Source organism: Klebsiella sp. WP3-W18-ESBL-02 (assembly GCF_014168815.1).
In the GTDB taxonomy this organism is placed as follows: domain Bacteria; phylum Pseudomonadota; class Gammaproteobacteria; order Enterobacterales; family Enterobacteriaceae; genus Kluyvera; species Kluyvera ascorbata_B.
Map to the genome: position 1 here is coordinate 1,737,325 of NZ_AP021972.1, position 13,917 is coordinate 1,751,241.

At 55.6% G+C, this 13,917-nt stretch carries 12 protein-coding genes; 2 read left to right on the plus strand and 10 right to left on the minus strand.

The genetic code is table 11. The features are described from left to right. From H7R56_RS08210 to H7R56_RS08245, 8 genes are all read right to left on the minus strand, one after another. Positions 1-1,023, minus strand: a complete 1,023-nt coding sequence (locus H7R56_RS08210) for a microcin C ABC transporter permease (RefSeq protein WP_106924379.1) — start codon at positions 1,021-1,023, stop codon at positions 1-3. A gap of 2 nt (positions 1,024-1,025) precedes the next feature. Next, on the minus strand, positions 1,026-2,117 hold the full coding sequence (locus tag H7R56_RS08215; protein WP_106924380.1) for a microcin C ABC transporter permease YejB: 1,092 nt from the start codon (positions 2,115-2,117) through the stop codon (positions 1,026-1,028). A gap of 9 nt (positions 2,118-2,126) precedes the next feature. Further along, the gene (locus H7R56_RS08220; RefSeq protein WP_106924442.1) at positions 2,127-3,950 is read right to left on the minus strand and encodes an extracellular solute-binding protein; all 1,824 of its coding nucleotides are present in this window, start codon (positions 3,948-3,950) and stop codon (positions 2,127-2,129) included. Positions 3,951-4,021: 71 nt separating this feature from the next. Next, on the minus strand, positions 4,022-5,587 hold the full coding sequence (locus tag H7R56_RS08225; RefSeq protein ID WP_106924381.1) for a cyclic di-GMP phosphodiesterase: 1,566 nt from the start codon (positions 5,585-5,587) through the stop codon (positions 4,022-4,024). 123 nt (positions 5,588-5,710) lie between these two features. After that, a complete protein-coding gene (gene mepS / locus H7R56_RS08230) occupies positions 5,711-6,283 on the minus strand; it encodes a bifunctional murein DD-endopeptidase/murein LD-carboxypeptidase (protein WP_106924382.1) in 573 nt (190 codons plus the stop codon). Between the two features lie 419 nt (positions 6,284-6,702). Next, complete coding sequence (locus H7R56_RS08235; RefSeq protein WP_181357951.1) at positions 6,703-7,419, minus strand: phosphatase PAP2 family protein; 717 nt, start codon at positions 7,417-7,419, stop codon at positions 6,703-6,705. A gap of 44 nt (positions 7,420-7,463) precedes the next feature. Beyond that, on the minus strand, positions 7,464-8,441 hold the full coding sequence (locus H7R56_RS08240; RefSeq protein ID WP_106924383.1) for a CobW family GTP-binding protein: 978 nt from the start codon (positions 8,439-8,441) through the stop codon (positions 7,464-7,466). A 119-nt stretch (positions 8,442-8,560) separates the two neighbouring features. Further along, on the minus strand, positions 8,561-10,027 hold the full coding sequence (locus H7R56_RS08245; protein ID WP_106924384.1) for a mannitol dehydrogenase family protein: 1,467 nt from the start codon (positions 10,025-10,027) through the stop codon (positions 8,561-8,563). A 205-nt stretch (positions 10,028-10,232) separates the two neighbouring features. On the opposite strand from H7R56_RS08245, the gene uxuA reads away from it, so the two are divergent. Then, positions 10,233-11,423, plus strand: coding sequence for a mannonate dehydratase (uxuA, locus tag H7R56_RS08250; protein ID WP_106924385.1), 1,191 nt, complete (start codon positions 10,233-10,235; stop codon positions 11,421-11,423). A 195-nt stretch (positions 11,424-11,618) separates the two neighbouring features. Here the strand turns inward: uxuA and yeiP are convergent, their stop codons facing one another. Then, positions 11,619-12,191, minus strand: coding sequence for an elongation factor P-like protein YeiP (yeiP, locus tag H7R56_RS08255; protein ID WP_106924386.1), 573 nt, complete (start codon positions 12,189-12,191; stop codon positions 11,619-11,621). A 153-nt stretch (positions 12,192-12,344) separates the two neighbouring features. Between yeiP and H7R56_RS08260 the strand changes: the two genes are divergently transcribed. Next, complete coding sequence (locus tag H7R56_RS08260; protein ID WP_106924387.1) at positions 12,345-12,599, plus strand: YkgJ family cysteine cluster protein; 255 nt, start codon at positions 12,345-12,347, stop codon at positions 12,597-12,599. Here H7R56_RS08260 and setB read toward each other — a convergent pair. Next, positions 12,596-13,777, minus strand: coding sequence for a sugar efflux transporter SetB (gene setB / locus H7R56_RS08265; protein WP_106924388.1), 1,182 nt, complete (start codon positions 13,775-13,777; stop codon positions 12,596-12,598). The two genes, H7R56_RS08260 and setB, sit on opposite strands and share 4 nt — an antisense overlap. Positions 13,778-13,917 lie beyond the last annotated feature (140 nt).

Sequence of the window (13,917 nt, forward strand, 5' to 3'; positions counted from 1 at the left end):
TTATACCGCCTTAGAAGGATCGAAGGCATCGCGCACCGCTTCACCGATAAAAATCAGCAGCGACAGCAGGACGGCGACGCAAAGAAAACCGGCGATCCCAAGCCAGGGGGCCTGTAGATTATTTTTGCCCTGTAACAGCAGTTCACCCAATGAAGGCGAGCCGAGCGGCAGCCCAAAGCCGAGAAAATCCAGCGAGGTGAGGGTGGTAATGGAGCTACAGAGAATAAACGGAATAAAGGTCAGGGTGGCGACCATCGCATTGGGCAGCATATGGCGCAGGATAATACTGCGGTCGCCCACGCCCAGCGCCTGGGCCGCGCGGATATAGTCGAAGTTACGGGTACGCAAAAACTCCGCCCGCACTACCCCAACCAGCGACATCCAGCCGAACAGCACGGTGATGGCCAACAGCCACCAGAAGTTGGGCTGTACGACGCTTGATAGCAGGATTATCAGAAACAGCGTCGGCATTCCCGACCATACCTCAATAAAACGCTGGCCCCAGAGGTCGACGCGCCCGCCATAGTAGCCCTGAATCGCGCCGACGAGCACGCCCATGACGCTGGAGCAGACGGTCAGAATCAGACCAAACAGCAGCGAGATACGGGTTCCGTACAGAATGCGCGCCAGCACGTCGCGACCATTGGCGTCGGTGCCCAGCCAGTTCTGCCGCGACGGCGGCGACGGGAAGGGGGTCGTGGTGGCGTAGTTAATGCTGCTGGCGCCAAAACGCACCGGGGCCCACAGCACCCAGCCGTTTTGCGCCAGACGCTGCTGGAGCCACGGATCCTGGTAGTCGGCGGCAGTGGCAAACGCGCCGCCGAAGGTTTTTTCACTGTAGGTTTTCAATACCGGTGTATACAGGCTGCCCTGATAGCTCACCAGCAGCGGCCGATCGTTGGCGATCAGCTCTGCACACAGGCTGCAGATAAAGAGTGCCAGAAAAATCCACAGCGACCAGTAGCCACGGCGGTTGTGGCAAAAGCGCGCCCAGCGTGCCTGATTAACGGAGCTTAGGGTCATGACTAGCGGCCCTCAAAATCAATACGGGGATCGACCAGCGTATAGCTGATGTCACTGACGATATTCAGCAGCAGGCCTATCAGAGTAAAGATATACAGCGTGCCGAACATGACCGGATAATCGCGTGAGACGGTCGCCTCATAGCCCAGCAGACCCAGGCCGTTCAGCGAGAACATCACCTCAATCAGCAACGAACCGGTGAAGAACATGCTGATAAAGGTCGCGGGGAAGCCAGCGATCACCAGCAGCATGGCGTTGCGAAAGATGTGCTTCCACAGAATTTGCCGCTCGCTGACGCCTTTCGCCCGTGCCGTGACCACGTACTGCTTGCGGATTTCATCAAGAAAAGCGTTCTTGGTCAGCATGGTCAGCGCGGCAAAGCCGCCGATGACCGTTGCCAGCACCGGTAGCGTAATGTGCCAAAGATAGTCGGTGATTTTCTGATACCACGGCAGAGTAGCGAAATTCGCCGACACCAGCCCACGCAGCGGGAAAATATCGTAGTAGCTGCCGCCAGCGAACAACACGATCAGGACGATGGCGAACAGAAACGCCGGAATGGCGTAGCCGATAATAATCCCGGTACTGCTCCAGATATCGAAGCGGCTACCGTTATACACCGCTTTGCGGATGCCGAGCGGTATCGAGACCAGGTAGATGATCAAGGTGCTCCAGAGCCCCAGCGTCACCGATACCGGCAGGCTCTCTTTCATCAGTTGCATCACTGAGGCATTGCGGAACAGGCTGTTGCCAAAATCGAAGCGCAGATAGTCACCGAGCATCTTGAAGTAACGCTCGTGCAGCGGTTTATCAAAGCCGTAGCGCTGGGTGATTTCAGCAATCACTTCAGGGTCGAGGCCGCGGCCGCCACGATACTGGCTTTCGGCAATATTGCTGACCCCCGCGCGCGACTGGCCGCCGCCCATACCGCCTCCGCCGCCGGGCAGGCTGCCCTGCTGACCAAACTCTACTGCGGCAATGGCCTGATCGACCGGGCCGCCGGGGGCGATTTGCACAATAAAGAAGTTCAGCGTGATGATGGCCCACAGGGTTGGGATAATCAGCAGCAGTCGACGTACCAAATAGGCGGCCATGTTCTCTCCTTAGCGTCGGGAGGCGGGCAGACGCGCCGCTTTATTGACGTCATACCACCAGGTGTCGAAGCCGGGGGCATCGATGCCGGCGTTATACAGCGGATGTACGGCCGGGTAGGCGAACTTATCCCAGTAGGCGGTGCGGCTGCCCGACATATACCACATCGGCAGCATGTAATAGTTCCAGGTTAACACTCGGTCAAGCGCGCGGCCAAGCGGCACCAGCTTTTGCTTGTTACCCTGCCAGCGGATGATCTGGTCAATCAGGCTGTCGATCGCCGGGCTGGCGACGCCGGGGGCGTTGTAGGACGAGTTGATATAGGCTGATGACCACGAAATCTGTAAATCCCCACTGGGCCACGGCATCGCTCGCCATAGCCGTGGCATCATGTCGTAGTCGCGGCTACGCATGCGGTTAGTGACCTGCGAGATATCGGTCTGGCGGACATCCATCGTAATGCCCAGGCGCTGTAAATTATGCTGGAATGGCATCACCCACTGGTCGTTACCGCCGGACGGCAGCAGCAGCTCAAAACGCAGGGGCTGGCCGGTTTTTTCGTTGACCCGCTGTTGGCCTTTCAGCACCCAGCCCGCCTCGTTCAACAACTGTCCTGCTTGCAGCAGGTTTTGGCGATCGAAACCATCGCCGCGTGAGGTGGGTGGCTGATAAATAGCGCTGAATACCTCCGGCGGCAGCGCGTCTTTAAGCGGCCCCAGCAGGATTAACTCGTCGGCGGTCGGGTAGCCGCGGGCGGCGTATTCGGTGTTCTGAAAATAGCTATTGGGGCGGCTGTAGGCGTTGTAGAACAACGCTTTGTTCATCCACTCAAAATCAAACGCCATGCTTACCGCCTGGCGCACTCGCCGGTCGGCGAATACGGGACGCTGGATATTAAACGCCAGCCAGCGGGTATCCTGTGCAGCATCGTTTTTCTGTTCATTCTTGACGATATAGCCGCTGGCGAAGTTTTTGCCGATATAGCGGGTTGCCCAGTTTTTGGCGCTGCTTTCGGTGCGTACATCGTAGGCACCTGCCTTAAAGGCTTCGAACGCGACGTTATCGTCGAGATAATAATCGTAGCGCAGCGAGTCAAAATTCCAGCGCCCGCGGTTTACCGCTAAATCGGCACCCCAATAATCTTTCACGCGGGAGTAAATAATATACTGCCCCATTTTCCAACCGCTGATACGGTAGGGGCCGCTGGCCAGCGGCGGCGTGCTCAAGGGATCGCTCAGTTTATGATCTTTCCAGAACGCTTCCGGTAGGATGGGCAGGGTAAACAGCCCCAGCATGTCCTCTTTGCCGGGTTTTGCCAGCACAATACGCACGGTGAGCGGGGCAATCGCTTTAACGGTGGTGCCTTTATAGATCAGCCGAAACTGCGGTACGCCTTCCGCCATGAATTTCTGGAAGGTGAACGCGACATCGCGGGCGGTTATCGGGCTGCCGTCATGAAAACGTGCGCGCGGGTTAAGCGTCAGCTCCACCCACGAAAAATCATCGGCATAGCGTGCATGCTCGGCAACCAGCGGGTAGTAGCTACCCGGCTCGTCGTCAGAGGTGGTGTATAGCGCATCGTACAGCGATTCGGTACGGACGGCGGCATTGCCGCGCAGAGCGTAACGGTTAAAGTTATCGAAGGTGCCGATGGCCGCCAGCGTGACGTTTCCCCCCTTCGGTGCCGCGGGATTGACGTAATCGAAATGATGGAAGTCGATAGGGTATTTCGGCTCGCCGATCACCGCAAACGCGAAGCTTTCTTTTATCGCCTGCGCCTGCGCCTGCGTCGAGAAAGCGCACAGCAGCAGGGCAAAACAGATACGCGCTACGATCACAATAGGGGCACCCCGCGATGAAACAGCTTGATTGAACACACCTTTTATCACGAAATCTTAATAGACCGTCAATCTTGTGTGAAATACTTTGCGGGCTTACGGTATTCCGCCATCAGGTCGTTGAGCGCCAGCGGGCGGCTTATCAGGTAGCCCTGGAGGTAATCGACGCCGTGGTCCCGCAGCCACGCGGCCTGTTCTTCGGTTTCAACCCCTTCGGCCACGGTGACAATATTCAGCCTCCGGGTTAGCGTCAGCACGGCATCGAGTACCGGGGACGTAATGGTCTCGCGACCAATTGCGCTCACAAAACCGCGGTCGATTTTCAGGTAATCGAGGGTAAAGCGCTCAAGGTAGATGAGGGCGCTGTGGCCGGTGCCGAAATCATCAATTGCCACTTCAATGCCTTCACTGCGCAGCCAGGAAAACAGGCTCATCGCCTTTTCCTGGTGCAGCATGTCGCGTTCGGTAATCTCCAGTACCAGCTGGAAGTAGTTATCCGGCAGGCTGGCCGACAGCTTGCGTATATCCTGCTGGAAGCTCTCGGCGTGCAGATGCCCCGGCGCGATGTTGATACCCAGTTTGGCTCCCGGCGGCAGAATGTCTTTTAGCGTCTGCGCATCGGCGGCAATCAGCTCGAACAGATGCTGTGTCAGGGGCACAATCAGGTTCTGCGCTTCGGCAAAGCTGATAAAAGCATCCGGCGGAATATTGCCCGCCGTTGGGTGTGACCAGCGCATCAGCGCCTCGACGCCGCCAATCTGCTGATTTTTAGCATTCACGACCGGCTGATAAACCACGTAAAACTGGCGATGCTTAATGGCGGAAAGAATCTCTTTTCCCGGCCGCGAGCGGATGGTCAGGATATAGAAGCACAGCATGCCGCCAATCAGCCCACAGGCCAGACCTAATAGCAGGGCATACAGCGAGTTATCGGTGCTGGAGGCGTTGCTGTACAGATACACTTCCAGCGGGACGCCCTTGATTTTCACGTGCCGAACCGGGGTATCGGTAATTTCGCTCAACGCGATAGGTTTGCTGCTAAACGTGGAAATGGCCGTCTTACCGTTCACCACCAGTGCCACGCCGTTGTAGGGCGTTTGTTTCGATGAGTAGAGCACCCACGGCATTAAGTTGGCGTTAATTGAGGCGAAAACACCGCGATTTTCCAGCAGCGGGCTTTTGACCCACAGCACAAAGGCCGGAGTGGTCGGCATCATCGGCGTGCCGGAGAGGATCCCCATCACGTGGTTTTTGCTCAGGTCGAGATCCGGAACCAGATCCTTAAGCGGCATCGACATCGGACCGGTCGCAGAGGAACAGTAGGCGACGTGGTTTTTTACCAGCAGAAAGGCGCGCACGTTCATACTAAAGGCGGCCCGGGCGGTCAGTTCTGAAGAGACCTCTTCACAGGCGTTCACCGTGAGCGGCTGGAGTGAATCGATGGTGACGAGGATTTGGCTGAAATAGCTGTTCAGGTAGTTTTGCAGGCTTGAGATGGTAGTATCAAACTGCTCGGAACGGCGATGATGAAAAATAGAAAACTGCGCCACCCCGGCAACCAGGGCAATCAGTAGCCCAGCAATAATGCTGGTGAATACAATTCGGCGGTTAATTGATGAGTAACGGGTAAACATGCAACTTCTCTATGCTACGGAACTCTAAAGAAAAGAATACTGATGAAGCATAAAAAAAGCACTGCCAGAGCAGTGCTTTTTTTATGCTTACCGCCAGCCAAGGGAAACCGGCGGTAAGGGCCATTACGAACGGCTCAACACGCGGCGAGCTTCGTTGTAACGCTTGTTCCAGTATGGCTCATTCATGCTGGAAATGGTCACACCGCTGCTGGTGGATGCATGAACGAACTGGTTGTTACCAATATAAATACCAACGTGACGGCCGGTTGAGCCTGCGCGGAACAGTACTAAGTCACCGGTACGAAGCTGACTGCGCGAAACGGATTTGCCCGTTTCCTGCTGCTCCCAGGTGGAGCGCGGCAGCTCTAAACCAAACTGTTCGCGGAAGGTGCGCTGGACGAAGCTGGAGCAGTCGATGCCGCGTTTGGTGTCGCCACCCAGACGGTAACGGACGCCTTTCCAGCCTGCGTATTGCTCCATCAGACGTGATTTCACGTCGAGGTTACGCACCATACTTTCAAATTCATCCTGAGAGGCTTGCAGTGAAGAGGTATCACCGCTACCCACACCAAGCGTCTCAGAATGCATATTCTTTGCGGTATTACCGGTTGAACTACAGGCAGAAAGCAGAACCGCAACTGCTACTGCTGGAATCGCTCGCAAGATATATCTCAAAATCGGCTGAGATTTGACCATTTTCGTTGTTTTCCCTTGAAGTCCTTAACGACCGTAGCCGTTATAAAAAATGCCAAACGCGTCTGAGACTAAATACACGCAATCAATGAGACAATTCTTTGAATTCAGTTTTGTGGCGCAGCGCACAAACTTTAATTTAAGAACGCAATAATTGCCCTTCGAAGCGACAAACGCGAATGAGATTACCTTAACGAAAGCGGCATTGCGAGCGCTTTTGCCCTATTTTTTATAAGAAATAGTGATACACAAAGTTAAAATTTGTGAATGGGTAAAAAAACGCCTGCAGTGGACAGAAAATGGGCAACTCATTCATTATTCTGGTGAATATTGTGACCGGAAGATTACATTGATAAAAAATATATAAGAAATGAAAAAGAGGGCCGTGGCCCTCTCTTTGCTGTGTCAGACACAATGGTTATTTAGTGACCTAATTTCAGTTTGGCGAAATTGGGTAAATTTCGCTCAAATAGCGAAATGAGGGTATCGCTTAATGGCGTCATTAACACCCACGGTACGCCAATCAGTACGGCGGTGAGCGAGCCGACGGCGATATCGGTAAACCAGTGGGCGCCGATCATTACGCGCGGGAAAGCGAAAACCACAAAAATAACCAGTGAAATAGCGAACGCTTTACGACCAAAATAGCGCCACATGAAGGTGGCAAATATCAGCAGCATCATTCCGTGGTCGCCGGGGAAACTGTCGCGTGAACCGTCTTTGGTGGAGAAGGCAATAAAATCGCTGACGCGGTGTACGCCGGGGACGGAAACCGATGGGCTGCTACGGGTGACCGGCATCAGATGCTGGGCCAGCTGATTAATGATTACCGCCGCCAGCAGCATGACCAGGCCAATAATGACGATACGTCGACGGCCTTCGCCGTTTTCTTTAACCCAGAAGCTCAGCATCAGGCAGCCCATTGCCAGCAGCGAACAGCCGTCGAACGCGCGGTTGTTAATAATGGCTAAAAACCACGCATAGCCGAGGTTATCCGGCGTTAACCCTTGATTAAATAATTGAAAAATAGCCAGGTCCGCGGTCGACCACAACCCGTGATTGGCAGGCAGATACCAGGACATAAATAACGCCACGCCGGCGGCGTTCAGTAACAAAATCAAGGGAAAACGTGTTCGCATTATCAAATTCACCGCAGTTAATCTCGCAGGAAACCTTAGCGGCATTACCCTAAACGAAGTTTCAACAGCGCGGATTGTAGTGCATTCCAGTCGCACTGCGCGTCGTGAATGAGCTCGATTCGGCTGTCGGGCGGAGCGACATTCTGCGTTTCAATATGCAGATCGGCCCCCTGGCGGTTAATACGCACCAGGCCCTCAGGAATACGCATCACCGCTTTCAGCCTGGCGACCGGAGCCAGCCGCGCCCATTCGAGCAGGCCGATGGTATCAAAAGTGGTGTCGGCATCAAAAATCCAGCCGCAGGCATAGTAGCCCTGGCCCTCATTGACGCTGCGACGCCAGCGCTGGTGCGCCGGCAGGCTTAAGGCGGCCAGACCTTTGTTCGAGGGATGTGAATGCGCATGGGCGGCGCTGGCGCGCAGCTCGGTCAGGTTGTGGCGCGGGGTATCAAGCAGAGCAACATCAATATTGCCCTGCGTCGCTTCCACGTGCAGGCGCGTGCTGCCGTTATGCTGCCACCAGTCGGCCATTGCCCGCTGGCTTTCTGCCGTTGCGCGGTCGGCTTTGTTGCTGACGATGATGTCAGCCGCCGCCAGCTGATCGCGGAAGTTTTCGTTATGCAAGATCTTTTCATCCAGAAGCTGGCGCGGGTCTACCACACACAGCGTGGCGCGCAGGTCGATCCATGGCTCGTACACCGGGGCGGTCAGCAGATCGAGGATCTGCTTCGGGTGACCCAGACCCGTGGGCTCAATCAGCAGACGATCCGGTTTGCCCTGGCGCAGCAGCGTGTTTAATCCTACCTGCATCGGCAGGCCGTTGACGCAGCACATGCAGCCACCGGGGATCTCTTTCAGCAATGCGCCACTGTTGGCCAGCAGTGCGCCGTCGATACCGACTTCGCCAAATTCATTGACCAGCACGGCCCATTTTTCATCGGCGGGTTTATGTGCCAGCAGATGCAGAATCGAGGTGGTTTTACCGCTGCCGAGAAAGCCGGTGATCAGATTGGTTTTCGTCACGAGAGCTCCGGGATAAGAAAAAGTGTTAACGAGATCACTCTATCCTGACGAAAACGGGATGAAAAGAGAAGGGGAGAAGCGGGCCACGTGAAAATCGGCCCGCGTTATGGCAGGAAATGTTAACGGTTCAGCGCCGTCAGCACTGCCTGGCGTGCGCCTTCGTGGACCAGGCTTTGCCATGCTTGTTCAACGGCTTGCACAAACACTGGATTGGCCGGCAGGTCGCTGCCGAAAACTTCCTGGAGCGTCAGCAGTGCGGCAACCCGGCTTTCGTCATCGCTGTTGGCAACGATGCCGCGAATTTTTTCCGCCAGCGGATCGCGCACATCTATTGGCTCGCCCGCATCGTCAATACCGCTGACGTAGCGCATCCAGCCAGCAACGCCCAGCGCCAGCAGCGGCCAACGGCTGCCGTTTTTCAGGTGAATACGAATACCGTCAAGCAGACGCTGCGGCAGTTTTTGGCTACCGTCCATGGCTATCTGCCAGGTGCGATGCTGCAACGCCGGGTTGCTGAAGCGGTCGATCAGGCTATCGGCGTAGGCGCCGAGATCGACGCCGGAAATGCTCAGCGTGGGGGCCTGTTCGGCCATCATCAGGTGGCGTGCGGCGCGGCGATAGGACGCGTCCTGCATACAGTCGCTGATGTGCGCGTAATCCGCCAGATAGCCCAGATAGGCAAGGAAGGAGTGGCTGCCGTTGAGCATACGCAGCTTCATCTCTTCCCACGGCAGCACGTTGTCGACCATTTGCGCGCCGACGCTACCCCAGTCGGGGCGACCGGCGACGAAGTTGTCTTCAATTACCCACTGAATAAACGGTTCGCAGCTGATAGCGCAGGGATCTTCAACGCCAAGTTCGCGGGTGATTTCAGCCAGTGAGGCGTCGGTGGCCGCCGGGACGATACGATCGACCATGGTGCCGGGGAAGCTGACGTGTTCAGCAATCCAGCTCGCCAGCTGCGGATCGCGGCGGGTCGCCATATCCAGCACGGCGTTTTTGACGACGTGGCCGTTATCCGGAATGTTGTCGCAGGAAAGCACGGTAAACGCCGGCAGGCCGCGCGCGCGGCGACGGTGCAGCGCTTCAACGAGGATCCCCGGCGCGGAATGCGGTTCGTCCGGCGATTGCAGATCGTGCACGATGCGCGGCTGGGTGAAATCGAGATGGCCGGTGGCCGGATCGAGGCAATACCCTTTTTCGGTAATGGTCAGCGAGACGATTGCCACCTGGGGTTCGCAGAATTTTTCGATAATGGCGGCGAGTGAATCCAGCTTTGCGTTCAGGCACTCATGGACCGCGCCGATAATAATCGGCTGGTTACCCGCCGCGCTTTTTTCCATCACGGTAAACAAATGATCCTGCTGACGCAGCTGACTCATCAGGACATCGCCGCTAAACAGGCTGATTTCGCAGATGCCCCAATCGCCGCCGTGCTGGTTGAGTACCCGGTCGGTTAACAGCGCCTGGTGCGCGCGGTGAAAGGCGCCAAAACCAAAGTGCACAATCCGCGAACGCAGCCTTTGTCTATCATATTGTGGGCGCTGCACGCTGTCAGGGAGGGGGCACGAGGCGATAGTCTTCATTGTTTACACATCCAATTAACGATTAATTAACCTGCGCAGTGTAAAGTTATATGACAACAAATTGAATTGGTGTGCCGTATTTATCCCGTTACTGTGAGCTGGATCAATCAATCCAGGCGGATTATTTGACGGTTTAGAATAAACATGTATGGTAGTCGTCATTAACGGTGATTTTATTGGTATAACAACTTTAGAGGTAGAGGCAATGGAACAAACCTGGCGTTGGTACGGCCCGAACGATCCGGTATCTCTTGATGATGTGCGTCAGGCTGGCGCAACCGGTGTAGTGACCGCATTGCACCACATTCCGAACGGTCAGGTATGGCCGGTTGAAGAAATTAAACAGCGTCAGGCGATGCTGGCTGAAAAAGGGCTGACCTGGTCCGTTGTTGAAAGTATCCCGGTTCACGAAGACATCAAAACCGGTTCTGGTCAGTACCAGACCTGGATTGCTAACTATCAGCAGAGCATCCGTAACCTGGCGGAATGCGGTATTGATACCGTGTGCTACAACTTTATGCCCATTCTCGACTGGACGCGTACCGACCTTGAGTACACGCTGGAAGACGGTTCGAAAGCGCTGCGTTTCGACCAGATTGCCTTCGCGGCCTTTGAACTGCACATCCTCAAGCGCGAAGGCGCTGAAGCGGACTACTCTGCGGAAGAGCAGCGTCAGGCGCTGGAATACTTCAACGCCATGAGCGAAGCGGACGTCACCAAGCTGACCCGCAACATCATCGCCGGTCTGCCGGGAGCGGAAGAGGGCTATACCCTTGACCAGTTCCGCGCGCGTCTGGCGGAGTATGACCACATCAGCAAAGATCAGCTGCGTGAAAATATGGCTGTCTTCCTGCGGGCGATCGTGCCGGTTGCGGAAGAAGTGGGCGTGCGCCTGGCGGTTCACCCTGACGATCCGCCGCGTCCGATCCTCGGCCTGCCGCGCATTGTGTCTACCATTGAAGATATGCAGTGGCTGAAAGAAACCGTTAACAGCATCAACAACGGTTTCACCATGTGCACCGGTTCTTACGGCGTGCGCGCGGATAACGACCTGGTGAAAATGATCGAAACCTTCGGCGACCGTATTCACTTCACGCACCTGCGCTCCACCTGCCGTGAAGATAACCCGAAAACCTTCCACGAAGCGGCCCACCTGCAGGGCGACGTGAACATGGTGGCGGTGGTTGACGCGATCCTCACCGAAGAGCAGCGTCGTAAGAAAGCCGGCGATCTGCGTCCGATTCCGATGCGTCCTGACCACGGTCACCAGATGCTGGACGATCTGAAGAAGAAAACCAACCCGGGCTACTCGGCGATTGGTCGCCTGAAAGGTCTGGCGGAAGTGCGCGGCGTTGAGCTGGCGCTGAAAATGACCAAGTTCCGTGACCTGCTGTAAACGCGATTTCCCTGTCCTGATTCTCTCCCTCTGAGGGGAGTGAATCGCCGCTGTGTCCTTGGGCCTCGAGGCGCGCAGCGTGCGATTTTCTTCCTCGCCCATCGGGGGAGGATCGGGGTGAGGGGAAATACGACACGCATAAAAAAGGACAGCCTGCCAGGCTGTCCTTTTTCTTTATTGTGCAAGAATCAGCGGTTAGTCCGCGCGGCCCATATAGCGTTTTTCTTCGATATGGATGCGGATTTTCTCACCGGAAGTCAGGTATTCAGGTACCTGGACAACCAGACCGGTGGTCAGGGTAGCCGGTTTTGTACGGGAACTGGCGGAAGCGCCTTTAATGCCCGGTGCGGTCTCGACAATTTCCAGGTCTACGGTCTGCGGCAGCTCAAGCGCCAGCACCTGGCCATCCCACAGCAGCACCTGCATGTCCGGCATTCCGCCTTCCGGGATAAACTGCAGTTCTTCCGCAATCTGGTCGTGGGAGAAGATGTACGGGGTATAGTCTTCTTTATCCATGAACACGTATTCGTTACCGTCGATATAAGAGAAATCGACGAAGCGACGGTTCAGGGTGACGGTATCGACCATATCATCGCCTTTAAAGCGCTCTTCTACTTTCAGGCCGGTGCTGACATCGGAAAAACGCATTTTGTACAGCGTTGCGGCGCCGCGGGCGCTCGGTGACTGAATATCAATATTTTTTACAATCAGCAGCTTGCCGTTGTAATTCAGCACCATTCCTTTCTTAATTTCGTTCGCTCTTGGCATTGCAATTATCCTGTGAATAAGGGGTCTAAAATATCGCGTAAAAGTACTCGTGCCGGGCGTTTCAGGCAAGCGGAATTAAAGGCTTTTGCTATCTCTGACTAAAAGGTGGTACTGTGCGCCGCATCCACCTCTACACCAGAACAGAGAGCCTTGATGGAGTGTCGTCCGGACTGCGGGGCTTGCTGCACTGCTCCTTCTATTACCAGCCCTATTCCCGGCATGCCCAACGGCAAACCGGCCAATACGCCCTGCGTGCAGTTGGACGAACGCCAGCGCTGCAAAATCTTTGGCTCGCCTCTGCGCCCGAAGGTCTGTGCCGGGCTGCAGCCCGCGCGCGATATGTGCGGCGCAAACCGTGAAGAGGCGATGACCTGGTTACTGCATCTTGAGGCGCTGACCGCGCCTTAGACGTCTTTAATCCGCATCAGACAGACGATTGTTGCGGCACACAGGACCAGCGCAATCCAGAACACGGTGTGATAGTTCCAGATTTCGGCCACGATGCCCGCGAGTGAACCGGCAATAATCCAGCCGACGCGTGAGGTGTTGGCGTACAGCGTGGTAGCAGAGCCCGCCTGGCCTGGCATCAGATCCTGGAAATAGAGCATACCAATCCCGCCGAGAATACCGATATACACCGCGTTTAATAGCTGCATAGCGAGCAGCAGCGTCGGGCTGTTGAAGGTCAGCATACCGACATAGAAGAAGAGGCCCGCCACGGCGGCAACGCGCATCAGAAAGCGCTTGCCCAATCGCTTAGCAAAGTAGCCAGCAATCAACATCGTCGGAATTTCCAGCCCTGCGGCGGTGCCCATCATGATTCCTGCTAACTTCTCCGGCAGGTGCAGTTCGTTGATGATGTACAGCGGCATATTAATAATATAGAGGCTGTTAGTCCCCCACATCAGGGTACAAATGACAAACAGCAGCAGCGCGTCTTTACGATTGGTGCGCGGAGCCTGAATAGCGCCGCCGATGGCGGTTGTTTCTTTGCGCATGGTGGGGAGAAACAGCCAGACCATGGCGCCGCAAACCACAAACGCTGCCGCCGCCGACAGATACATCACCGTGAAGCCGAACCCCATCGCCAGCGCATAGGCCAGCGGGGGCCCGATCACCCACGCCAGCGACACCTGCGCACGCATAATGGAGCTGAACATGACCGCTTCGCGACCGGTTTTATCGGCGTGCTCACGCGCCAGTGCAAACATCTGTGGGTTAGCGGTAGAACCGAAGCTGCTCAGGAACACGCCGACAAACAGCAGAATAAAGTAGTTGCGGTTCCAGGCGAACAGCGCGCAGGCCAGCACCCCAAGCAGGCAGCAGAACACAATCAAATTTTTGCGATCGCCGCGCTTGTCGGACCATGAGGCGAGAAACTGGCTGACAAAAATACCAATAACCGCGCTGCCGGTAAAAAAGAAGCCGACCATCGCCGGACGAACGTGGACTTCGTTGCTGAGAAACAGGCTCAGCGTGGGCGTTTGCAGCGCACCGGCGATACCGGTCAAAAATGCGACAATCAGGAAGGATGAGGACGTGAAATCAAACGATCGCCGTGGGGCGGCGGCGGTACTGTTTTGCATGTTGTTTTATCGGTCACTGTAGGAGAGGCGGCGAGTTTACGCCGCGGCTCAGAAGATGAACAGTCACCTGAATCAAATTTGGCACGAAAAATTAAAAAAGCATTTCAAAAAACCAGCTTACATCATGCTGAAGTGGTTGA

Excerpts from the sequence above, each read along its gene's own strand:
- setB (WP_106924388.1), bottom strand. The coding sequence starts at position 13,777 with ATGCAAAACAGTACCGCCGCCGCCCCACGGCGATCGTTTGATTTCACG.
- yeiP (WP_106924386.1), bottom strand. The coding sequence starts at position 12,191 with ATGCCAAGAGCGAACGAAATTAAGAAAGGAATGGTGCTGAATTACAAC.
- H7R56_RS08260 (WP_106924387.1), top strand. The coding sequence starts at position 12,345 with ATGGAGTGTCGTCCGGACTGCGGGGCTTGCTGCACTGCTCCTTCTATT.
- mepS (WP_106924382.1), bottom strand. The coding sequence starts at position 6,283 with ATGGTCAAATCTCAGCCGATTTTGAGATATATCTTGCGAGCGATTCCA.
- H7R56_RS08210 (WP_106924379.1), bottom strand. The coding sequence starts at position 1,023 with ATGACCCTAAGCTCCGTTAATCAGGCACGCTGGGCGCGCTTTTGCCAC.
- H7R56_RS08235 (WP_181357951.1), bottom strand. The coding sequence starts at position 7,419 with ATGCGAACACGTTTTCCCTTGATTTTGTTACTGAACGCCGCCGGCGTG.
- H7R56_RS08215 (WP_106924380.1), bottom strand. The coding sequence starts at position 2,117 with ATGGCCGCCTATTTGGTACGTCGACTGCTGCTGATTATCCCAACCCTG.
- uxuA (WP_106924385.1), top strand. The coding sequence starts at position 10,233 with ATGGAACAAACCTGGCGTTGGTACGGCCCGAACGATCCGGTATCTCTT.
- H7R56_RS08245 (WP_106924384.1), bottom strand. The coding sequence starts at position 10,027 with ATGAAGACTATCGCCTCGTGCCCCCTCCCTGACAGCGTGCAGCGCCCA.
- H7R56_RS08225 (WP_106924381.1), bottom strand. The coding sequence starts at position 5,587 with ATGTTTACCCGTTACTCATCAATTAACCGCCGAATTGTATTCACCAGC.